Source organism: Mesorhizobium sp. M0626, from assembly GCF_040320665.1.
Taxonomy (GTDB): domain Bacteria; phylum Pseudomonadota; class Alphaproteobacteria; order Rhizobiales; family Rhizobiaceae; genus Mesorhizobium.
On the sequence record NZ_JAMYQD010000003.1, the window covers coordinates 36,227 to 59,016 of the forward strand.

A 22,790-nucleotide genomic window follows, 5' to 3' on the forward strand; every position below is an offset into this window, starting at 1 on the left:
CATCCTTGTGTGGAGATACGCGCGATATGGCAAGTTTCGAGAAAGTGAGTGTCCAAGAGTTGGGGCGTCTTTGGGACGGGGGCATGGCGAGTGGCAGTTCGGTCGATGGAGACCAGGCTTTCGCCCGGATCAAAAGCAAGCTCGATGCGAAAGTTGCCGAACGCAAGTCGCAAAAACGCTGCGCTTCCAGCCGGAAACCGAGCCGATGAAGCGGAAGTAGCTACCAGGCCAGAACGGCCGGTTCCTTCTCAACCTGGCCCAGCAGCCAGTCGCGAAAGCTGACGACGGGCGGGTGGCCGCGCTTGTCGTTCGGGACGACGAGGTAGTAGGCGCTGCGGCTTTGCATCGGCTGTCCCGGCGCCGGCACGAGCTGACCGCGCTGCAATTCGCCGGCGATAAGAACTTGCGGCAGGAGCGCGACGCCAAGCCCCGCCATGCAGGCTTGGGCAACTGTGCCGAATTGCTCGAACTGCATGCCGGGTCCGATCGGTGCGCTCAAGCCCTGTTCCTCGAACCATTCGCCCCAGGCCCCGGGACGCGTCGCCATGTGCAGCAGCGGCAGGCGGCTGATGTCGGCCGCCGTGGTGATATCGCGGCTGGCAAGGAAGTCGGGCGAAACCACCGGCATCACGGTTTCGCGCATCAACAATGTGGAATCGGCGTCCGGCCAGTCCGGCTGGCCATGATGGATAGCGGCGTCGAGGCGTTCGCGGGCGAAGTCGAAGCGGCTGATGCGGGTGACGAAGTTGATGGTGATGTCAGGGTTTTCTGCGACGAAATCCGGGATCAGCGGCATCAGCCAGCGCGTGCCGAAGGTCGGCAGTATGGCGAGGTTCAGCATGCCGCTATGCCGATTGCTCATCAATCCGAGCGCGGCGTCGCGCAATTGCCCGAGTGCCGCCCGCACGGCTTCGGCATAGATTTCGCCCGCCGTGGACAGCCGAACATTGCGGCTGTCGCGCTCGAACAGCCGGCGGCCGAACTGTTCCTCCAGAAGGGCTATCTGGCGGCTGACGGCCCCTTGGGTCAAATCGAGTTCCTGGGCGGCAGCGGTGAAGGAGCCAAGGCGGGCCACGGCCTCGAAGGCGGCAAGGGCGCTGGTGCTGGGCAAAAGCCGGCGTTGGACGTTCATGATCCATTACTAAACCTCATTGATCGGTGATGCAATTTTGTTTGATTTTTCCGAAGCGAAGGCGGATAAGCCCGAGCACTTCAAGATTTTGGGAGAGAGCGAAGCCATGGCCGCCGACAAGAACGCGTTCGTTTGGGAAGACCCCTTCCTGATCGAGAACCAGCTTTCCGAGGATGAGCGCATGGTGCGCGATGGCGCGGCCGCCTTTGCCGCCGACAAGCTCGCGCCGCGCATCGAGGAGGCCTATCTCGAGGAAAAGACCGATGCCGGCATCTTTCGCGAGATGGGCGAGGCCGGCCTGCTCGGCATCACCATCCCTGAGGAATATGGCGGGCTCGGCGCCAATTACGTCACCTACGGGTTGGTGGCGCGCGAGGTCGAGCGGGTCGATTCCGGCTACCGCTCGATGATGTCGGTGCAATCGTCGCTGGTGATGTACCCCATCCATGCCTATGGCACGGAAGAGCAGCGCAAGAGATACCTGCCGAAGCTGGCTTCGGGCGAATGGATCGGCTGTTTTGGCCTGACCGAGCCGGATGCCGGTTCCGATCCGGGCGGCATGAAGACGCGGGCCGAGAAGACGGCGAACGGCTACAAGATTTCCGGCTCGAAAATGTGGATATCCAACGCGCCGATCGCGGACGTGTTCGTGGTCTGGGCGAAGCTGAAGGGCGACAACGGCAAGGACGAAATCCGCGGTTTCGTGCTGGAGAAGGGCATGAAGGGGCTGTCGGCGCCGAAGATCGGCGGCAAGCTCAGCCTTAGGGCCTCGATCACCGGCGAGGTGGTGATGGAAGGCGTCGAGGTTGGCGAAGACGCGCTGCTGCCCAACGCCAGGGGCCTCGGCGGCCCATTCGGCTGCCTCAACCGGGCCCGCTACGGCATTTCCTGGGGCGCGATGGGCGCCGCCGAGGATTGCTGGCACCGGGCCCGGCAGTATGGACTCGACCGCAAGCAGTTCGGCAAGCCGCTCGCCGGCACGCAGCTGTTCCAGAAAAAGCTCGCCGACATGCAGACCGAGATCGCGCTGGGCCTGCAGGGCTCGCTGCGCGTCGGGCGGCTGATGGATGAAGGCAAGATGGCCCCGGAAATGATCTCGATCGTCAAGCGCAACAATTGCGGCAAGGCGCTCGACATCGCGCGCCAGGCCCGCGACATGCATGGCGGCAACGGCATCCAGATCGGCTACCACGTCATGCGCCATGCGCAGAATTTGGAGACGGTCAACACCTATGAAGGCACGCATGACGTGCATGCGCTGATTTTGGGACGGGCGCAGACGGGGATACAGGCGTTTTTCTAAGCTGTGCCGAATTCAAGTGAGGCCGGCCTGCAAATGGCCGATACCTGCGCTTCCGGTGCTCGCGTGCCAAAAGTACGCTCTGCTCCGGTTCTCGGTATCAGCCATTTTCGACTCGGCCTGACCTGAATCTCGACACAGCGTAGCCGGCTTCGGCTGCTTAATTTAGGTGCAGCGCAACATCTCTGCTTGGAGAATGGCCAATAGATGTGTCAGGGTTCGGCTGAAGAAACGCCGATCTCCGGGGCCCCATGGCAATACTGGCAGCCGTCTACCACCTGACCCATTACAAATATGACCGGCCGGTGGTTCTCGGGCCCCAGGTCATCAGGCTGCAGCCGGCACCGCATTCCCGCACCAAGGTGCTCAGCCATTCGCTGAAGGTCGGGCCGGCGAACCACTTCGTCAATCTTCAGCAGGACCCCTACGGCAATTTCCTGGCCCGCTTCGTCTTCCCGGAACCAGTGACGGAATTGAAGATCGAGGTCGATCTCGTCGCCGACATGACGGTCTACAATCCGTTCGATTTCTTCGTCGAGCCATCGGCCGAGACCTTCCCGTTCGAGTACCCCGAAGACATCAGGGACGATCTCGCCATCTACCGCACGCCGGAGCCGGCGGGGCCGCTGCTGTCGGCTTTCCTCGCAACCATCGACCGTAGCGCCACCAACACCGTCAATTTCGTCGTCGACCTCAATGCGCGGCTGCAGCGGGAGATCGCCTATATCGTGCGGATGGAAACCGGCGTGTTCTCGCCGGAGGAAACGCTGGCCGCGAAAAAGGGATCGTGCCGGGATTCGAGCTGGCTGCTGGTGCAAATTCTCAGGAATCTCGGCCTCGCCGCGCGTTTCGTCTCAGGCTATCTGATCCAGCTGAAGCCCGATCTGGTCGCGCTCGATGGCCCAGCCGGAACCGCCGTCGACTTCACCGACCTGCACGCCTGGTGCGAGGTCTATCTGCCGGGCGCCGGCTGGATCGGCTTCGATCCGACGTCCGGCCTGCTCACCGGCGAAAGCCATGTGCCGCTGGCGGCCACGCCGCATTTCCGCAACGCCGCGCCCATTTCCGGCATGGCGAGCTTTGCCAATGTCGAGTTCGGCTTCGACATGCGTGTCGACCGCATTGCCGAACATCCGCGCATCACCAAGCCGTTTTCGGATGAGAGTTGGCAGGCGCTGGATGCGCTGGGCAACAAGGTCGACGCCGCACTTCAAGCGGGTGATGTCAGGCTGACAATGGGCGGCGAGCCGACCTTTGTGTCGATCGACGATTTCGAGTCCGCCGAGTGGAACACCGCCGCCGTCGGCCCGACCAAGCGCGAAAAGGCCGATGCGTTGATCCGGAAACTGCGCGAGCGCTTCGCGCCGGGCGGTTTCCTCCATTACGGCCAGGGCAAATGGTATCCGGGCGAGAGCCTGCCGCGTTGGACCTTCTCGCTGTATTGGCGCACCGACGGCCAGCCGGTGTGGAGCGATCCGTCGCTGATCGCACGCGAAAAGAGCGATGCGAAGGTCGGGCCGCAGCAGGCGAAAAGCCTGCTGACGGCAATCGCCGGCGAACTCGGCATCGACAAGGCGATGGTCAGCGAGGCCTATGAGGACCCGGCCGAATGGCTGCTGAAGGAAGGTAAGCTGCCCGACAATGTCGATCCGTCCAACTCCAAACTGGAAGACCCCGAAGAGCGCAGCCGCATGGCGAAAGTGTTCGAGCGCGGGCTGACCAGGCCGTCCGGCTACGTGCTGCCGGTGCAGCGCTGGAACAGCCAGGCTTCGGACCCGCGCTGGCGCTCGGAAAAATGGAAGACCCGGCGCGGGCGGCTGTTCCTGGTACCGGGCGATTCCCCGGTCGGCTACCGCCTGCCGCTGGGCACGCTGCCCTATGTGCCGCCGGCACAGTTCCCCTATGTCGTGCCGGTCGATCCGTCGCTGCCGCGTGGACCGCTGCCGGCGCGGGAAGCCATACTGCCAGAACCGGCTCCGGCCGAACTGGAAGGCGCCGACGAGATGGCGCGGCGCCAGCAGGCGGTATCGTTCACTGCGACGACCGGCCAGCAAGACCGGGTGGAGCAGGAGATCACCGAGATCGGCGGCGCGGTGCGTACAGCACTTTCGGTCGAGCCGCGCGACGGGCGGCTTTGCGTGTTCATGCCGCCGGTCGAGGCGCTGGAAGATTATCTCGAACTGGTCGCAGCCGCAGAAAACGCGGCCAAGGCGATCCGCCTTCCCGTGCATATCGAAGGCTATGGACCGCCGCACGATCCGCGCCTCAACGTCATCAGGGTGGCACCCGATCCCGGCGTCATCGAGGTCAACATCCATCCGGCTGCCAACTGGCAGGACTGCGTGGCGACGACGACGGCGATTTACGAGGAAGCACGGCAGACACGGCTTGGCGCCGACAAGTTCATGATCGATGGCCGCCACACCGGTACCGGCGGCGGCAACCATGTTGTGGTCGGCGGCGCAACGCCCAATGACAGCCCGTTCCTGCGCCGGCCCGATTTGTTGAAGAGCCTGGTGCTACAATGGCAGCGGCGCCCGTCGCTGTCTTATCTATTCTCCGGCCTGTTCATCGGCCCGACCAGCCAGGCGCCGCGCTTCGACGAGGCGCGGCATGACTCGCTTTACGAACTCGAGATCGCGATGGCGCAGGTGCCGCATCCCGACCAGGGCAACGCACCGCTGCCTTGGCTGGTGGACCGACTGTTCCGAAATCTGTTGACTGACGTCACCGGCAATACGCACCGCTCGGAAATCTGCATCGACAAGCTGTTTTCGCCCGATGGCCCGACCGGCCGGCTTGGGCTTGTCGAGTTCCGCGGTTTCGAGATGCCGCCCAATGCGCGCATGTCGCTGGCGCAGCAATTGCTGGTGCGCGCCATCATCGCCCGTGCGTGGAAGAACCCGCTTGATGGCCGCTTCGTGCGCTGGGGCACCTCGCTCCATGACCGTTTCATGCTGCCGCATTATGTCTGGGCGGATTTCCTCGACGTGCTCGACGACCTCAAGCTCAACGGTTTCGAATTCCGGCCGGAATGGTTCGATGCCCAGCTGGAGTTCCGCTTTCCGTTCTGCGGCGAAGTCCAGCATGCCGGCATCAAGCTGGAACTGCGGCAGGCGCTGGAGCCGTGGCATGTGATGGGTGAGCAAGGGGCCATCGGCGGCACCGTGCGCTTCGTCGATTCCTCGGTCGAACGGCTGCAGGTCAGGACCGAAGGCCTCAACCCGGAACGTCATGCCATTGTCTGCAATGGCCGAATCGTGCCGATGAAGGTCACCGACAATCGCGAGGTCTCGGTGGCCGGTGTGCGCTTCAAGGCCTGGCAGCCTTCGTCGGGCCTGCATCCGGCGCTGCCGGTCAACACGCCTTTGGTCTTCGACATTTACGACCGTTGGTCGGGGCGGGCGGTGGGCGGCTGCGTCTACCATGTCGCGCATCCAGGTGGGCGCAGCTACGACACGTTCCCGGTCAACGGCAATGAGGCCGAGGCGAGGCGTCTCGCCCGCTTCGAGCCGCGCGGCCATACGCCGTCGGCCTATGTGCTGCGCAATGAAGAAGCCTCTGAAGACTTCCCCATGACCCTTGACCTCAGGCGGCCAGCAAGACTCTGATCAGCAATGGCAAAGGGGAATCAGAAAAAGGTCCGCGGCAAGCCGCTGAGGCACAGTCTGCTGGAGCACTACCAGCCGATTGACGGCGTCGTCGACGAGATGGTCGATGCTTCGGGCCATCCGCGTCCGGCCTGGGCGCCCTTCATCGAGGCGCTGGAGGAGCTGGGTCCCGAAAAGCTGGGCCAGCGCTTTGCCCGCGCCGACCAGTATCTGCGCGACGCCGGCGTTTATTATCGCGTCTACGACAAGGCCGGCGCCAACGAGCGCGAATGGCCACTGGCGCATATCCCGCTGCTGATCGAAGACAAGGAATGGGCCGGGATCAGCGCCGGTCTCGTCCAGCGCGCCGAGCTTTTCGAGGAGATAGTCGCTGATATTTACGGGCCGAACCGGCTGATCGAGAAGGGAATCCTGCCGGCAGGCCTGATTGCGGCGAGCCCCGAATATTTGCGCCCCGTCGTCGGCACCATGCCGGCCAGCGGTCATTTCCTGCATTTTTGCGCCTTCGAGCTCGGCCGTGGACCGGATGGAAGCTGGTGGGTGCTAGGCGACCGCACGCAGGCGCCGTCGGGCGCCGGCTTTGCGCTGGAAAACCGCGTCGCCACGACGCGGGCTTTGTCCGACATCTATGGCGAGATGCATGTGCATCGCCTGGCCGGTTTCTTCCGTCGCTTTCGCGATGCTCTGATCGGCATGGCGAAGGAGAATGACGGCCGCGTCGCCATTCTGACGCCGGGGCCGCTCAACGAGACCTATTATGAGCACGCCTATATCGCCCGCTATCTCGGCATCATGCTGCTCGAGGGCGAGGATCTGACCGTCTCCGGCGGCAAGCTGATGGTGCGCACGGTTTCCGGGCTGATGCCGATCAGCGTGCTGTGGCGGCGGCTCGATGCCGCCTTTGCCGATCCGCTGGAACTGAGGTCGGACTCGCATATCGGCACGCCGGGGCTGGTCGAGGCGATCCGCCGCGGCACCGTGTCTACGGTCAATGCGCTGGGGTCGGGCTTGATGGAAACCCGGGCGCTGCTCGCCTTCCTGCCGAAGATTTCGCGCGCATTGCGCGGCGAAGAGCTTCTGTTGCCAAGCGTGGCCACCTGGTGGTGCGGGCAAGCAACCGAACGGGCCCATGTGCTTGCCAATATCGATCGCATGGTGATCGGTCCGGCGCTGTCGACGCGGCTGGCCTTTGAGGATGACGGCCAGACCAGGCTCGGTTCGGCACTGACGCCGGAGGAACGCATCGCGCTGATCGCGCGCATCGAGAGCGATGGCAGCGGTTTCGTCGGCCAGGAAGCGGTGACGCTGTCGACGACGCCGGTCTATGTCGGCGGCTGGCTGGAGCCACGGCCGGCAAGCCTGCGCGTTTATCTCGCGCGCACGCCCGATGGCTGGACGGTAATGCCCGGCGGTTTCGCCCGTGTCGGCCTGTCGCTCGACCCGACGGCCATCGCCATGCAGCGCGGCGGCCAGGCGGCCGACGTCTGGGTGGTCAGCGACCGGTCGGTCGAGCGCGAGACGCTGCTGCCGCAGGAGCATGACAGCTTCGTCCGCACCATGCCGGGCAGCCTGCCCAGCCGCGCGGCGGAAAACCTGACCTGGCTCGGCCGCTATATCGAGCGTTCGGAAGATACGGTGCGTATCCTGCGCGCCTATCATGTGCGGCTGGCCGAGACGTCCGATCCTGACATGCTGCTGCTCGCCGATATCAGGGACTATCTCGAACCCTTCGGCATCGATCTCGAAGCGGCCATTCCGCCCGGATTGATCGGCACGCTGGACAGCGCCGTCTACAGCGCCGGACAGATCCGCGACCGCTTTTCGCCCGATGGCTGGCTGGCGCTGAAGGACCTGTCGAAGACCATTCATCAGTTCGCCACCACGGTGGCGCCGGGTGACGACGCGACACGGGCGATGACGGTCATGCTGCGCAAGCTCGCCGGTTTCTCTGGCCTGTTGCACGAGAATATGTACCGTTTCACCGGCTGGCGTTTCCTCGAGATCGGCCGGCGGATCGAGCGCGGCATCCAGATCGCCCGTACGCTAGCCCGACTGACAAGGTCCGGTGCGCCGGACGGCTCGCTCGACATGATGCTGGAGATCGGCGACAGCGTCATGACCCACCGCCGGCAATATCCGGTGCGGGCCGGACGGCGCACGGTGATCGACCTCTTGGCGCTCGACCCACTCAACCCGCGCTCGATCCTGTTCCAGCTCGAACGGCTGAAGGCGGAGATCGGCCTGTTGCCATCGGTTGGGCCGGAGGGGCATATGTCGGTCGCGGCCAAGGAAATCCTGCAGCTCAACACGGCAATTGCCGTCATGGAGCCATCGGAGATGTCGGCGGAGGTGCTGGACGATCTCGCAACTGAGATCGGCAACCTCTATAGCAGCCTGGCTAAAGCGTATTTCGGTTAACATGCTGTACGATATCAGGCTTCATCTCAGCTACGATTATGACGCCGCGGCCGGTGGCAGCCGGCATCAGGTGCGTGTATTGCCGCCGACCATTGCCGGCGTGCAGCGCGTGATCGCGGCCTCGCTTTCGTTTGTGCCGACCCCATCGGAGCGCACGGATTTTGCCGATTTCTTCGGCAACAATGTCACCGCGATCGCCTTTCGCGACGTCCATGACGGGCTCGACATCAGAATGAGCGCGCGCGTGTCGGTGTCACGGCCGGAGCCTGGGCTCGACGTGTCGCCCGATCTGCAGCGCCTGCGGGAAGAACTCGGCGCCGTACGGTCACTGGCGCCGGATGCACCGCATCACTTTCTCGCCGCCAGCGATCATGCCGGCATCGATGCGGCGATCACCGCCTATGCCCGCGACAGCGCCGGCGGCTCGACGGTCGGCATGGCCATCGATCTGTGCAACCGCATCCACCGCGACTTCACCTATGACGGGGAAGCGACCACGGTGCGTACCGGGGCCAGCGATGCCTTCCGTTTGAAGCGGGGCGTGTGCCAGGACTTCTCCCACATCATGATCGCCGGCCTGCGCGGGCTAGGTATTCCTGCGGGTTATGTCAGCGGCTTCCTGCGCACCATTCCCCCGAAAGGGAAGCCGCGGCTCGAAGGCGCCGATGCCATGCATGCCTGGGTCAAGGTGTGGTGTGGGCGCGATGCCGGCTGGCAGGAGTTCGACCCGACCAATGGCATGCGGGCCAGCAACGACCACATCACCGTTGGCTATGGCCGCGACTATTCCGACGTGGCTCCGATCGTCGGCGTGCTGAAAACCACCGGCGGCCAGGTCGGCGACCAGGCCGTCGACGTCATCCCGGTCGCGCTCGAGAAGGCCTGACAGCCTCGAAGCACAGCTTCTCAACAACGGCCATGCCCGTTATGCTCGGTCGAAACTTCGGGGAGGATCGGTCGGCAGGCATGCTGATGCGGAGTTCGGTATTGACGGCAATCAGTGTCATCATCCCGGCGCACAATGCGGCGGCAACCATTGCGGCCACGCTGGCCTCGCTTCGTTCCGAAGCCGAGGTTATCGGCGAGGTGCTGCTGGTCGACGATTCCTCCTCGGACGGGACGGCAGAAGCCGCGCTGAATGCCGCCACGCAATTCTCGTTGCCGTTGCGCGTGCTCAAGAGCAGCTGCCGGGACGCGGGCGGCTCCCGCAATGTGGCGCTGGCGCAGGCGCAATGCTCCTGGATCTACCTGATCGACGCCGACGACTTGCATCTGGAGGGCGGGCTGCGGTCGATGCTGGTCCGGGCGGGGGAGCAACCGGCCGCCGACATGGTGATCGGCGCCTACCGTCGGCGCACCGATGGCGAGAACCGGAACCTCAAGCTTCCAGCCGGCTACATAGAAGACGGTATAGCCAATGCCTCGGCCTATCTGGAGGGTCACATTCGCTCGATCGCCGTGGGCAGTGCGCTGGTTTCCCGGCGCGTCGTCGGCGACACGCGCTTCCCGACCGGGCTTGCCTATGACGAGGACACGCTGTTCTGGTCCAGGCTGATGGGCAGGGCGTCGCTTGCCCTGATCGTGCATCCCGTCATGATCTACCACGTTTCGGCAGTGCGTTCCGATGATCGCTTCATCACCAGGCCGGTGCGCCGCTTTCTCGACTGGCGGCTGGCGCTGCGCGAGCTGACTGACTGTAGCATCCCACTGTCGTCGCTAAAGACCAGGGAGGGGCTGGTCGCCCTCAAGATCGCCCGGGTTCACTATGCGCGCGGCGATCTGGAGACGGCGGCGCGGTTCCTGAGGATCGCGGCGGCGGCGCCGAAGGTGCGGTCGAACACCTGGCGTTGCAGGCGCTACCAGCTGAAGCTGGCGCTGCGGCGCTGGTTTTCCTCTCCGCGCGTCCAGTTGCAACGTGCCTGAATCAGCCCCGCCGCAGCTTGCCGTCATTGTCATCGGCTATCGCGCGCCGGCTCAAATCGTCGAGGCGGTGACATCCCTGCTGGATCAGGATGAGCCGCTCGAGATCATGGTGGTCAACTCGGGCGGAGGCGAGGTCCTGGCGCTGCTGACCGGCGCCGGGGTCAAGGTGCCAGTGATCGAGGTCGGTCGAAGGCTGTTTGTAGGCGCAGCCCGCAATCTCGGCATTGCGGCCACCAAAGCGCCTTTCGTTGCCTTTCTTGCCGATGATTGCCTCGCCTGTTCGGGCTGGGCCGAGGCACGGATGCAGCGGCATCTGGCTGGCGACCGCGCCGTGGCGAGCGCGATGGTGAATAGCCATCCGCGCAATCTGATCGCCTGTGCGGCTCATCTGATCATGTTCATGCGACGGCTTCCCGGTCTGCCGTCGGATCGTGCGCTGCGTTACGGCGTGTCGTTCGATCGGCGGCTGTTCGATGAATATGGCTTGTTCGATGAAACCATGCCTGCTGCCGAAGACACCGAATTCCTGGGGCGGCTGCCGCAGGAACTGCAGCCGGTCTGGGAGCCTAAGGTGCAAACCGTTCATCGCAACGAAACCCGGCTGTCCAGATTGCTTGCCGATCAGTACAGGCGCGGCTGTCGCCGCGGCGATTACCTCGCAGCGTCCGCCCTGAACACTCCGTTTCGGTGTTTTCGCGACACGTTTCGCGATCGGCGGAATGCCCGCAAGCTGGCGAAGATCGGGCTTTCCGATCGGGATCGAACTTTCGCGATGATGTCGATGCCAATTGTCTGGCTTGCCCTGCTGGTCAAATCCGTGGGTGTCTATATTGGCGTGCGAAATCGCGTGAAAGCGGCAACAAGAAAATGATAACGAGCCAAATCAAGCCTCGACGCTGGCGACGGAGCCGACTGTTCTGGACGCGCCAGAGAACGGTCGCAGTTTTCAGCTATCGTTATGACGCGCATCTGGTTGCCGATCTGATCACCAATATCGATCCGGTCGTTGACGGCTGGATTGCCTATGACGATCGCGGGGCGACCGGCGTGTTCAGCAGCGAGCCGCAGCGGCGGCGGATCTTGCTCGACGCAGCGCATGAAGCTGCCGCCGACTGGATCCTGGCTATTGATCCCGATGAGCGGCTGGAACGCGGTACCGCGGAGCGGATCGGACAGCTGACGGGGGATTACAGGCGCATGGCCTGGGGGTTCCGGCTCCGCGAATTGTATTCGCCGACCGAGTACCGGGTCGACGGGCTGTGGGCCGAAAAGTTCCAGTATCGTCTGTTCAGAGCCTACGATCCGGCGAAGTACCGACCAGAGGACCTGCACGGGCTCTGGTATCCTCCCGATCTTGGTTTCAAGGCCCGCAACAGCGGGCTCAACCTCTATCATTTAAAGATGATGGAGCCGAAGCGGCGGATCGCCCGCCGCAATCTCTACCACCACCTTGATCCAAAGGGGCTCCTGCAGGATTTGGGCTATGACTACCTTGCCGATGAGGCAGGGGCCGTGTTCGAACAGATTCCGCCCGGGCGCGACTACCATCCGCCTCACGTCGACGATGGCGGCCTCTGGATGGCCGTGCCGGCTGGTGCCACCATTGGTGGACCCGACCACATTCCATAGCAACGGGGTGGAACCAGCAGTCGGCTTAGCGCTTATCTACGAGAAAAATTTCGTGGAGCGGGCATGCTTGACAAATCTGGGACGCCATCCGGCCGGTCGGCTGCCGGACGGGGGGACGATGGAGCGCCGAAGAACGGCGCGCAGACCGCTGCCGAACAGGTCTCGCTCACCTATATCAGCGACAGCGAGCCGGGGATCCGGCGCCTGAAGGCGGGCGAAGGCTTTTCCTACAAGGGCGCGAAAGGACAGGCCGTCGGCGCGGCAGCCATTGCCCGCATCAAGGCGCTGGCCATTCCGCCGGCATGGACGGATGTGTGGATCTCGCCCGATCCCGCCGGCCACATCCAGGCGACCGGCCGCGACCAGCGCGGGCGCAAACAGTACCGCTACCATCCGCTGTGGGCCGCCGAGCGCGACGGCGCCAAATACTCCAGCCTTGTCGCCTTTGCCGAAAGCCTGCCGGAGCTGCGCCGCCGGATCGATGCCGATCTGCGCCGCCGTGGCCTGCCGGCCGAGCGCGTCGTGGCGGCAATTGTCTGGCTGCTCGACAACACGATGATCCGGGTCGGCAATGCCGCCTATGCCCGCGACAACAAGAGCTTTGGGCTGACGACGCTACGCGACCGCCACGTCGACATCAAGGGATCGAGCCTGCGCTTTGCCTTCAAGGGCAAGTCCGGCAAGGAATGGAAATTGAAGCTGGTCGACCGCCGCATCGCCCGGGTCGTGCGCGGCGCGCAGGATATTCCGGGGCAGCAACTGTTCCAATATCTCGACGAGGACGGCGAGAGGCATGGGGTGCGTTCCGACGATGTCAACCGCTATATCCGCGACGCGATCGGCGCCAATTTCAGCTCCAAGCATTTCCGCACCTGGGGCGGTACCATCCATGCCGCGTCGCTGTTTGCGCGGACGGATCTTCCCGAAAGCCAGGCGCAGACCAAGCGTGTAATGAACGCCGTCATCGACAAGGTGGCCGAGCGGCTCGGCAACACACGCGCCGTCTGCCGCAAATGCTACATCCATCCACAGGTTTTCGAAGCCTGGGTGGAAGGGCGGCTGCTTAGCGAAATGACCGAGGCCAACAAGCGCAAGCGATCGATAGACGGTCTCGATGATGAAGAGGCTCTTGTGCTGAGATGGTTGAAGGCAAGCGAAGGCTGACAAAAATGGCGTAACTTTTTTGTCGACGCCATGTCGGCATAGGCCCTACTGTTTCGTCCTTTGAGACAGAAAAGGACGTCCCATGCTCTACGCTATCCTCTGCTATGCCTCCGAAGATGTCGTCTCCTCCTGGAGCAAGGCACAGGATGACGAGGTCATGGCAAAGCTCATGCATGTGCAGGAAAAATACGCTCAAGCCGGCCGGCTTGGGCCGGTGGCGCGGCTTTTGCCCACCACCGCCGCGACGACGCTGCGCAAGGTCAAGGGCGAATCGGTCGTCATCGACGGCCCGTTTGCCGAGACCAAGGAACAGTTCCTCGGCTTCTACACGCTGGAATGCGCCGATCTCGACGAAGCCGTCGACTTCGCGCGCGAGCTTTCCGAGGTCAATCCCAGCGGCGGATCCTATGAGATCCGACCGGTTTCCGTCTTCAACCCAACCAGAGTAGCCACATGACAGACCTCGCCTGGATAAGCTCGGCGATCAGCGCTGCCCGCCCGCAGGCTATGGGTGCGCTGCTGCGCTATTTCCGCAATCTCGATACGGCGGAGGAAGCTTTCCAGGACGCGTGCCTGAGGGCACTCAAGAACTGGCCGCAGAACGGGCCGCCGCGCGATCCTGCGGCCTGGCTGATCTTTGTCGGCCGCAACACCGGCATCGACGCGGTGCGCAAGCGCGCCAAGCAGGCGCCGATGCCGGAAGAGGACCAGATCTCGGACTTGGAAGATGCCGAGAGCGATATCGCCGAACGGCTGGACGGCGCGCACTACCGCGACGACATATTGCGGCTCTTGTTCATCTGCTGCCATCCGGATCTGCCGCCTACGCAGCAGATCGCGGTGGCGCTGCGCATCGTCTCCGGTCTCACCGTCAAGCAGATCGCGCGTGCGTTCCTGGTCGGCGAAAGCGCCATGGAACAGCGTATCACGCGCGCCAAGGCGCGCATTGCCGATGCCGGCGTGCCGTTCGAGACGCCCGGCGCGGTCGAGCGCTCGGAGCGGCTCGGCGCCGTTGCCGCCATGGTCTATCTGATCTTCAACGAAGGTTATTCCACCAACAGCGGCGAGGCGCCGGCGCGTGCGCCGCTTTGCGAGGAGGCGATCCGGCTGGCGCGCCTGTTGCTGCGGCTGTTCCAGACCGAGCCGGAGATCATGGGCCTGACGGCATTGCTTTTGCTGCAGCATGCGCGCGCGCCGGCCCGCTTCGACGAGAATGGCGAGATCGTGCTGCTCGACGACCAGGACCGCTCGCTGTGGAGCCGCAAGATGATCGACGAAGGCCTGGCGCTGGTCGACAAGGCCCTGCGCCACCAGAAGCCCGGACCCTACCAGGTGCAGGCGGCGATCGCCGCCCTTCATGCGCGGGCGGCAACCCCCGAGGAGACCGACTGGACAGAGATCGACCTGCTCTACAGCCTGCTGGAGGCGATGCAACCTTCGCCGGTGGTGACGCTGAACCGTGCGGTTGCGGTCGCCAAGGTGCGCGGGCCGGAAGCTGCCCTTGCCATGATCGAGCCGCTTGGCGAGAGGCTGTCCGGCTATTTCCACTTCTTCGGCCTCAAGGGCGGTCTGTTGATGCAGCTCGGCCGTGGCGAAGAGGCGCGTGTCGCCTTCGATCGCGCCATTGCGTTGGCCAACACGGCAGCGGAAGCCGCCCATATCCGCATGCATATCGACCGGCTGATGCGAGACGGAGCCGTGAAGGCGCCGGCGAAGACAGCGCACTAAACCTGTTCCTCCTGTGGCTCAATCGTGCAATCCCGGCTTGGACCATGCCGGGGTGGCGATTTTCCCCTGAAACGAGTAATGGCACGCCATGACAGCGCCTGCGGCATGCGGGCGATAATGGCGCCAAGGCTCGACCGCCGCCCTATGATGGCGAGCGGATCTGAAAGGGATGAAAATGACGATAGCGAAGGAAACGGCCGAACTTCTGGCGAAACTGGGTGTGGCCAAGGACGCGCTGACCGGCGGCGACCTCGTCGTGCGCAGCCCGGTGACGGGTGAACAGATCGCGGCGCTGAAGACGATTTCGCCGGCCGATGCGGCCAAGACCATCGATGCCGCGCACACGGCGTTCCAGGCCTGGCGGATGGTGCCGGGTCCCCGGCGCGGCGAACTGGTGCGGCTGCTCGGCGAGGAGTTGCGCGCGCACAAAACCGAGCTTGGCCGGCTGGTGTCGATCGAGGTCGGCAAGATCCCGTCGGAAGGCCTCGGCGAAGTTCAGGAAATGATCGACATCTGCGATTTCGCCGTCGGCCTTTCCCGCCAACTCTACGGTCTGACCATCGCCACCGAGCGTCCGGGACATCGCATGATGGAGACCTGGCATCCGCTCGGCGTCGTCGGCGTCATTTCGGCCTTCAACTTCCCGGTCGCGGTGTGGTCGTGGAACGCGGCGCTCGCGCTGGTCTGCGGCGACGCCGTGGTGTGGAAGCCCTCGGAAAAGACGCCGCTGACGGCGCTCGCCTGCGAGGCGATTTTTGCCGGCGCGGTCAAGCGCTTCGGCGCGGATGCGCCGCAGGGCCTGGCACCGGTGCTGATTGGCGACCGCTCCGTCGGCGAGATCCTGGTCGACCACCCGAAGGTGGCGCTGGTTTCTGCCACCGGCTCGACCCGCATGGGCCGGGATGTCGGCCCGCGGCTGGCCAAGCGCTTTGCCCGCGCCGTGCTCGAGCTCGGCGGCAACAATGCCGGCATCGTCTGCCCGACCGCCGATCTCGACATGGCGCTGCGCGCCATCGCCTTTGGCGCCATGGGCACCGCGGGCCAGCGCTGCACGACGCTGCGGCGCCTGTTCGTGCATGACAGCGTCTATGACACGCTGCTGCCGCGGCTGAAGAAGGCCTATGAGAGCGTCTCGGTCGGCAACCCGCTGGAGACGTCTTCGCTCGTCGGGCCGCTGATCGACAAGGGGGCGTTCGACGCCATGCAGAAGGCGCTCAAGGAAGCCACCGCTCACGGCGGCAAGCTGACCGGCGGTTCGCGGGTCGAGAATGGCCATCCCGATGCCTATTACGTGCATCCGGCGCTGGTCGAAATGCCGAAGCAGGTGGCTCCTGTCACCGAAGAAACCTTCGCGCCGATCCTCTACGTGATGAAATATTCCGATTTCGATGCAGTGCTCGACGAGCACAATGCGGTCGGCGCCGGACTGTCGTCGTCGATCTTCACCCGCGACCTGCAGGAATCCGAGCGCTTCCTCGGCGTCGATGGTTCGGATTGCGGCATCGCCAACGTCAACATCGGCACGTCGGGCGCCGAGATCGGCGGCGCGTTCGGCGGCGAGAAGGAAACCGGCGGCGGCCGCGAGAGCGGCTCCGATGCCTGGAAGGCCTATATGCGCCGCGCCACCAACACGGTGAACTATTCCAAGGCGCTGCCGCTGGCGCAGGGCGTGTCATTCGACATCGATTGAGATGCTGCGCCCGGCTTTTGACCAGTTGATCCACCCGAACCCGTCGGGCGGATCGCTGCCGCTCGCGCGGATCGTTCCGCTTTCAGGCTTCGCCCCCGCTGTCCAGATGTCCGTATCCCGACGGCGGAAAGGCCACCTCGGCCATGCGCCCGGACGGGTCCTCGCGGTCGGCACGACCGGCTGCGCAACAGCGTCTGCGCCGAACGTTCAGCCAGCGTGCGGCGACGCCGGTCGGCAGGCCTCGAACGCGGCATCGATAACGGCAAGCTTGGCGGCCTGGACGGTCATGTATTCCTGGTAGAAGCTGTTCGAGACCCACATTACGGAATGCCCGCGCCGGCCCAGCCAGCCGACGCTGCCGAGCTTTTCGGCGTCGCGCAATTTGCGCGCAAGATGGGTGCGCGAGAGTTTTAGCCAACTGGCGAATTCGCCGATCGAAACCACGCTGGTCGGGATCCGGTCGAGGGCGGCATTGTCGGGATCGATGCCGGACATCAGCCAATCCATGACGATGCCGCCATTGTTGAGCCAGATGAACAGCGAAAACGTCTGCTTGGGCTCACGCACAGGGTTGGAGGAGAGCAGGCCTTCCGCCACCAGCGGCTGCAGCCTGGAAATCATGCCGTGCTGCTCGAGAAAGGCGGCGAGGCGGCTGCCGCTGTCGAGACCGTCGAGCGTGCGCAGATGCGCAACCACCCAGCCGTCGAATTCCTTCAGCGTCGCTGCCGTCACCTGAAACGGGTGGGCTCGTCCGTCACCGGTGTGCGGCAGGTATTCGATGATGTGATAGTGCAGCATCTCCTTGATGAAGGCTTCGGCCGTGTTGCGGCTAGCGACGGAATAGTGAAGCACGGCATCGATGAAGCGGGCCAGTGTCAGTTCCGTGCGGGGATCGCGCGGGTCGCGGGCGAAATGCAGGGCTAGGCCGGTGTGAGCCAGCAACCAGCGCTGTTGCGTGGCGAACACGGCGGCCAGGCGTGGGCTCGTTTCATAGATATGCAGCAGCGCCTTCGACTGCGCCTCGACATGACGGTGCAGCGCCGGATGGCCGGCAATATATTCGAAATTCAGCGCCATCCTCCTCGTCCTCCGGCCAGCCCCCCGGCAGCGAAGACGTGCAATCACATTTCCAGCCTTAGCCGCCCGTGTCCAGCCATGCCAACCCGGACAAAAGGCCTAGAGCGAGCCTGGGCTATCGTTCCGGCTATTACGGCCGCAACCGCGAGGTGATGGAGAGCCATCGCGTCCTAGCCACGAACACCACATCGTGGCAAACTTCTTGTTAACCACATGCTCGGTGAAAATATCGGATTAACCTCAGATGCCACTATCGAGGTTATGTTCCGTACCTTAGCGTTCAATATGAGTTCAAGGGATGTGTGGATTCGGGGGTTATTTCGGGTCAATCCGGGATGCGGAAGCTTTGCTCACGCACATGGTAGCCGCAATTGCCCATCGTGGGCCGGATGAGCAAGGGAAATTCGTAGCACCCGATGCCGGGCTCGGGCATGCGCGGCTGTCGGTGATCGGCATCGGCGATGGCCAGCAACCGATGTCCGACGAGGCCGGCAATTTGACGATTGCGTTCAACGGCGAGATTTTCAACTACATAGAACTGCGCGAAGGGCTGATCGCCAAGGGCCGGCACTTTCGGACGTCGAGCGACACAGAGGTCATCCTTCAGCTCTATGAGGAGATGGGCGAAGACTGCTTGTCTCTCCTGAACGGTGATTTCGCCTTGGCGATATGGGACAATCGGCAGCGACGAATGGTGCTTGCACGAGACCGGATGGGTGTCCGGCCGCTGTTCTACACAAGTAAGGACGGGGTGCTTTACTTTGCCTCGGAGATCAAAGCCCTGCTGAAGGTCCCGGGCGTCTCCGCTGAAATTGATCCGATTGCGCTGGATCAGATCTTTACGCTGTGGGTGCCGATCGCTCCGCGCACGGCGTTCCGCAATATCCACGAGTTGGAACCGGCAAGTGTGATGATCGCGACGCAGGGGCAGGTCACGGTCAAACGGTACTGGCACCTGGACTATCCGCATCGTGATGAGCCGTCGAAGATCACGAACGAGGACCACGCGGCAGAGGAATTGCAAGCCCTTCTGACCGATGCGGTGAGGCTTCGCATGCGGGCCGACGTGCCGGTCGGCTCCTATCTTTCCGGAGGGCTCGATTCCTCGCTTGTTTCGGCGCTTGCCGCCGGCATGACTCCTCGGAGACTGGAGACATTTTCCGTAACCTTCGACAGCGCCGAGCATGACGAAAGCGCCTTTCAGATCGAAATGGCCTCGGCGCTCGGCACGCGCCACCACGCCATAGAATGCGGCGCCCGCGATATCGCCGGGGTCTTTCCTGAGGTCGTCCGCTTTGCCGAGCGGCCGATCATCCGCACGGCGCCAGCGCCACTCTACAAATTATCCGCCCTGGTTCGCCAGGCCGGCCTGAAGGTGGTGCTGACGGGTGAAGGCGCCGACGAGGTCTTCGCCGGCTACGACGTCTTCAAGGAGGCGCGTGTCCGCCGGTTCTGCGGGCGGCAGCCCACATCGCGCATAAGGCCGCAGCTGTTCCGCCGGCTTTACCCGTATCTGCCGGGCCTGCAACAGCAATCGGTGGAGTATCTGGCTGCCTTCTTCGGCACCAGCAACGCTGCCCTCGACGATCCGCTGTTCTCGCATCGGCCACGCTTCAAGACCACGGCGGCGGCGAAAATCTTCTTTTCCGGCGATCTGCGTGCGACGTTGAAGGGTTATGACGCGGCTGAAGAGCTGACCAGCCGCCTGCCCGAGGCGTTTTCCCTATGGCATCCGTTGCATCAGGCGCAATATCTCGAAACCCGCTTCCTCCTGCCCGGCTACATCCTCTCCAGCCAAGGCGATCGGATGGCCATGGCGCACGGCATCGAAGGGCGGTTTCCTTTCCTGGATCATCGCGTGGTAGAGTTCGCGGCAAGACTTCCGCCGGAGATGAAACTGAAAGGCTTGATGGAGAAGCACATATTGCGCAAGGTGGCCAGGCACCACCTTCCGGCGGCGATCGGTAAACGCACCAAGCAACCTTACCGCGCCCCGGAGGCCCGCTCCTTCGTCGGGGCGGAGGAACTAGACTATGTTCGTGACTGCCTGGGCGAGGCGAGCATTACCGCCGGCGGCCTGTTCAACGCCAAGGCGGTGGCCAAGCTCCACGAGAAATGCCGCATGGAGACCGCGACCGGATTTCGCGACAACGCCGCCTTCGTCGGCATTCTGTCGACGCAGCTGTGGCAGAAGAATTTCGCCGGCCAAGCGGTCGGCGCGGCAAGAGCGGCCTGAGACGGCGAGGAAAAGGAAAGACACGATGACGGCAATCAAGGACAGGGTCAGAAGCTTTATCGTCGACAACTTCCTGTTCGGCGACACCTCCTACAAACTGTCGGATTCAGCCTCGCTGATTGAGAACGACATTATCGACTCGACTGCGGTGCTTGAGCTGGTGGCCTTCATCGAGGACAATTTCGGCATCGCGATGGTGGATGCCGACATCGTTCCGGCCAACCTGGACTCGCTTGACCGCATCTCGTCCTTCATCGAGGCGAGAGCACAAACGCTGGCAGCGTAAGCGCCAACGGCGAGGAACGTCCCGTGCGGATCGAGCATTTTCTGATGGCGAAGGCTGCTGCCCACCCGGCCAAGACGGCATTGGTCACTAGGGGCAAAAAGCTGAGCTACGAAGAACTCGACGACCTTTCGAGCCGGCTGGCCACCGCTCTCTTCATGAATGGCATCAGGCGCGACGACCGCGTCCTGATCTTCATGGACAACTGCTGGGAGGCCGCCGTATCGATCTTTGCCGCACTCAAGGCAGGTGCGACCTTCAGTCCGATCAACCCCTCCACAAAGGCCGACAAGCTCGGTTACGTCATCGCCGATTGCGACGCCAGGGCGGTCCTGACGCAGGCGAAGCTGATGCCCGTGGTCACCGAAGCCTGCGCATCGCACGGCAAGACCGGCATCTTCGTGGCTTCCACCCCTGGGGCCGATGGGCAATGCCCGGCAGGGGCCGCGTCCCTGACTGACTGCCTGACGTTCGATGGCGCGGAGGTGAACCATCGCGGCATCGACGTCGACCTTGCGATGCTGATCTACACGTCAGGTTCGACCGGCCGGCCCAAGGGTGTGATGATGACGCATCGCAATTGCGACGCTGCCGCGGGGTCGATCGCCACCTATCTGCGCAACGCGCCGGACGACATCATCCTGAACGTCCTCCCGCTTGCCTTCGACTATGGCCTCTACCAGTTGCTGATGGCAGTCAGGCTCGGGGCCACGCTGGTGCTCGAGAAGTCCTTCGCCTTCCCGCACGAGATCTTCGAACGCATCCGCAAAGAGGGCGTCACCGGCCTTCCGCTGGTGCCTACCATGGCGGCGATGATCCTGCAGATGCGTGATCTGGCGCCGGGTTTCTTGCCCAGCCTCCGCTATATTTCCAACACCGCGGCCGCCTTGCCGCCAGCCCACATAGAACGCCTGCGCTCGCTGCTGCCCGGCGTCCGGATCTATTCGATGTATGGACTGACCGAATGCAAGCGCTGCACCTATTTGCCACCCGAGGAACTTGACCGCCGGCCAGGGTCGGTCGGCATAGCCATCCCCAACACGGAAGCCTTTGTCGTCGACGACCTTGGACAACGCATGCCGGCGGGCGTGGCGGGTGAGCTCGTCATCCGCGGTCCGCACGTCATGCAGGGCTATTGGCGCAACCAGGCCGCGACGGAACGAGCGCTCCGGCCGGGGCCTAACCCTTGGGAAAAGGTGCTCTATACGGGCGACCTGTTCCAGACCGACGAGGACGGCTTTCTCTATTTTGTCGGGCGTAAGGACGACATCATCAAGACGCGTGGCGAGAAGGTCGCCCCCAAGGAAGTCGAGGCCGTGCTCCACGCTCATCCAGGTATCGCGGAAGCGGTGGTCGTCGGCGTGCCGGATCCGGTGCTGGGGCATGCGATCGGCGCGCTCGTCGTGCGGTCCGACCCGGCGCTTGGCGGAAAGGACATCATTCGTCACTGCGCGCGCCACCTGGAGGATTTCATGGTCCCCAAAATCATAGAGTTCCGGAGCGAATTACCGAAGACTGAGTCGGGCAAGGTCAGCCGCCGGCTCGCGGCTGAGATGATGGAGGCCGAGCAATGAACATCGGCTCAACCCAGGATGCGCCGGCCTTCACGCAAGCCCTGGCCATCGATCCCCCCGCCGAAACGGACAGGATCGTGGCGGCCCTGCGCGAGCAGTTGCGCGGCATTCGCAAGCGCGGCCTCGTGCTCGGTCTTTCGGGCGGTATAGATTCCAGCGTTTCGGCTGCATTGGCCGCGCGGGCCGTCGGCCACCAGAATGTGCTGTGCGTCCTCATGCCGGAAAGCGATTCCGACCCCGAAAGCCTGCGGCTCGGCCATCTGGTCGCCGACACTTTCGGCGTCGAGGCCGTTGTGGAGGATATCGGGCCGACCCTGCGGGCAATGGGCTGCTATGAACGCCGCGACGCCTTCATCCGCGAATTGGTCCCGGACTATGGCAAGGGCTGGGCCTCGAAGATCGTGATCGCGAACGTGCTCGAAGGCGAGGGCTACAACATCTCGTCGCTGGTGGTGCAGGACCCGCAAGGCAAGCAGACGAAACTGCGGATGCCGGTGGCAGTCTATCTCGGCATCGTTGCCGCCACCAACATGAAGCAGCGCACCCGCAAGCAGCTCGAATATTATCATGCCGACCGGCTGAACTTCGCCGTGCTCGGCACACCGAACCGGCTGGAATACGACCAGGGGTTCTTCGTCAAGAACGGCGACGGCGCCGCCGACGTCAAGCCGATCGCGCATCTCTACAAGACGCAGGTCTATGCGCTAGCCGCCTATCTCGGCATTCCGGAAGAGGTCCGCAACCGGCCGCCGACCACCGACACCTACTCGCTGGCGCAGACGCAGGAAGAATTCTACTTCTCCCTGCCTTACGATCGGATGGATCTGTGTCTCTACGGCCTCAACAACGGCGTGTCCGCCGAGGTGGTAGGGCAAGCGGCGGGATTGGCCGCCTCACAGATCGAACGTGTCTGGGCCGACATCGCCGCCAAGCGAAAGGCAACGCGCTATCTGCACCTGCGCCCGCAGCTCGTTGACGGCGTGGACGAAGTCGGCTCCTGACCTATGCATATCGAGCAAAAGTGA

Annotated in this window: 18 protein-coding genes; 16 read left to right on the forward strand and 2 right to left on the reverse strand. The window is 63.7% G+C overall.

The features are described from left to right. Nucleotides 1-26: 26 nt before the first annotated feature. Nucleotides 27-209: a hypothetical protein gene (locus NKI37_RS03980; protein ID WP_023714001.1), complete on the forward strand. Its 183-nt coding sequence runs from the start codon at nt 27-29 to the stop codon at nt 207-209. An 11-nt stretch (nt 210-220) separates the two neighbouring features. Here the strand turns inward: NKI37_RS03980 and NKI37_RS03985 are convergent, their stop codons facing one another. Beyond that, the gene (locus NKI37_RS03985) at nt 221-1,132 is read right to left on the reverse strand and encodes a LysR family transcriptional regulator (protein ID WP_352789557.1); all 912 of its coding nucleotides are present in this window, start codon (nt 1,130-1,132) and stop codon (nt 221-223) included. 106 nt (nt 1,133-1,238) lie between these two features. Here NKI37_RS03985 and NKI37_RS03990 point away from each other — a divergent pair, with 106 nt between their 5' ends. The 11 genes from NKI37_RS03990 (at nt 1,239) to amaB (ending at nt 16,595) form a co-directional block, all read left to right on the forward strand. Beyond that, on the forward strand, nt 1,239-2,435 hold the full coding sequence (locus NKI37_RS03990; RefSeq protein WP_027049851.1) for an acyl-CoA dehydrogenase: 1,197 nt from the start codon (nt 1,239-1,241) through the stop codon (nt 2,433-2,435). 248 nt (nt 2,436-2,683) lie between these two features. Beyond that, a complete protein-coding gene (locus NKI37_RS03995) occupies nt 2,684-6,043 on the forward strand; it encodes a transglutaminase family protein (protein WP_023733417.1) in 3,360 nt (1,119 codons plus the stop codon). Nucleotides 6,044-6,049: 6 nt separating this feature from the next. After that, nucleotides 6,050-8,461: a circularly permuted type 2 ATP-grasp protein gene (locus tag NKI37_RS04000; RefSeq protein WP_023703955.1), complete on the forward strand. Its 2,412-nt coding sequence runs from the start codon at nt 6,050-6,052 to the stop codon at nt 8,459-8,461. Between the two features lies 1 nt (nt 8,462). Beyond that, nucleotides 8,463-9,347 carry a transglutaminase family protein gene (locus NKI37_RS04005; protein ID WP_023683456.1) on the forward strand — a complete coding sequence of 295 codons (885 nt, stop codon included), beginning with the start codon at nt 8,463-8,465 and terminating at the stop codon, nt 9,345-9,347. Between the two features lie 101 nt (nt 9,348-9,448). After that, nucleotides 9,449-10,384, forward strand: a complete 936-nt coding sequence (locus NKI37_RS04010; RefSeq protein WP_352789553.1) for a glycosyltransferase family 2 protein — start codon at nt 9,449-9,451, stop codon at nt 10,382-10,384. After that, entirely contained in the window at nt 10,377-11,255 is an 879-nt protein-coding gene (locus NKI37_RS04015) for a glycosyltransferase family 2 protein (protein WP_286457639.1), read from the forward strand. The genes NKI37_RS04010 and NKI37_RS04015 overlap by 8 nt, the downstream gene beginning before the upstream one ends. Then, nucleotides 11,252-12,013 (forward strand): hypothetical protein, encoded by a 762-nt coding sequence (locus NKI37_RS04020; RefSeq protein WP_352789550.1) that lies wholly within the window; start codon nt 11,252-11,254, stop codon nt 12,011-12,013. Before NKI37_RS04015 ends, NKI37_RS04020 begins: the two co-directional genes overlap by 4 nt. 63 nt (nt 12,014-12,076) lie before the next feature. Continuing rightward, complete coding sequence (locus tag NKI37_RS04025) at nt 12,077-13,177, forward strand: DNA topoisomerase IB (RefSeq protein ID WP_352789547.1); 1,101 nt, start codon at nt 12,077-12,079, stop codon at nt 13,175-13,177. Between the two features lie 82 nt (nt 13,178-13,259). Next, nucleotides 13,260-13,634 carry a YciI family protein gene (locus NKI37_RS04030; protein WP_023671781.1) on the forward strand — a complete coding sequence of 125 codons (375 nt, stop codon included), beginning with the start codon at nt 13,260-13,262 and terminating at the stop codon, nt 13,632-13,634. Continuing rightward, nucleotides 13,631-14,905 (forward strand): RNA polymerase sigma factor, encoded by a 1,275-nt coding sequence (locus NKI37_RS04035; RefSeq protein WP_023683451.1) that lies wholly within the window; start codon nt 13,631-13,633, stop codon nt 14,903-14,905. Before NKI37_RS04030 ends, NKI37_RS04035 begins: the two co-directional genes overlap by 4 nt. 175 nt (nt 14,906-15,080) lie before the next feature. After that, nucleotides 15,081-16,595, forward strand: a complete 1,515-nt coding sequence (gene amaB, locus NKI37_RS04040) for an L-piperidine-6-carboxylate dehydrogenase (RefSeq protein ID WP_023710989.1) — start codon at nt 15,081-15,083, stop codon at nt 16,593-16,595. Nucleotides 16,596-16,802: 207 nt separating this feature from the next. Here amaB and NKI37_RS04045 read toward each other — a convergent pair whose 3' ends face one another. Then, entirely contained in the window at nt 16,803-17,672 is an 870-nt protein-coding gene (locus NKI37_RS04045) for a hypothetical protein (protein WP_023671785.1), read from the reverse strand. 298 nt (nt 17,673-17,970) lie between these two features. Here NKI37_RS04045 and asnB point away from each other — a divergent pair, with 298 nt between their 5' ends. The 4 genes from asnB to nadE are packed head-to-tail and all read left to right on the forward strand — an operon-like array spanning nt 17,971 to nt 22,766. After that, nucleotides 17,971-19,908 (forward strand): asparagine synthase (glutamine-hydrolyzing), encoded by a 1,938-nt coding sequence (gene asnB, locus NKI37_RS04050; RefSeq protein WP_352789543.1) that lies wholly within the window; start codon nt 17,971-17,973, stop codon nt 19,906-19,908. Nucleotides 19,909-19,933: 25 nt separating this feature from the next. Beyond that, nucleotides 19,934-20,194, forward strand: coding sequence for an acyl carrier protein (locus NKI37_RS04055; RefSeq protein ID WP_023696872.1), 261 nt, complete (start codon nt 19,934-19,936; stop codon nt 20,192-20,194). 23 nt (nt 20,195-20,217) lie between these two features. Continuing rightward, nucleotides 20,218-21,765 (forward strand): class I adenylate-forming enzyme family protein, encoded by a 1,548-nt coding sequence (locus NKI37_RS04060; RefSeq protein WP_352789540.1) that lies wholly within the window; start codon nt 20,218-20,220, stop codon nt 21,763-21,765. Continuing rightward, entirely contained in the window at nt 21,762-22,766 is a 1,005-nt protein-coding gene (gene nadE / locus NKI37_RS04065) for an NAD(+) synthase (protein WP_352789537.1), read from the forward strand. The genes NKI37_RS04060 and nadE overlap by 4 nt, the downstream gene beginning before the upstream one ends. Nucleotides 22,767-22,790 lie beyond the last annotated feature (24 nt).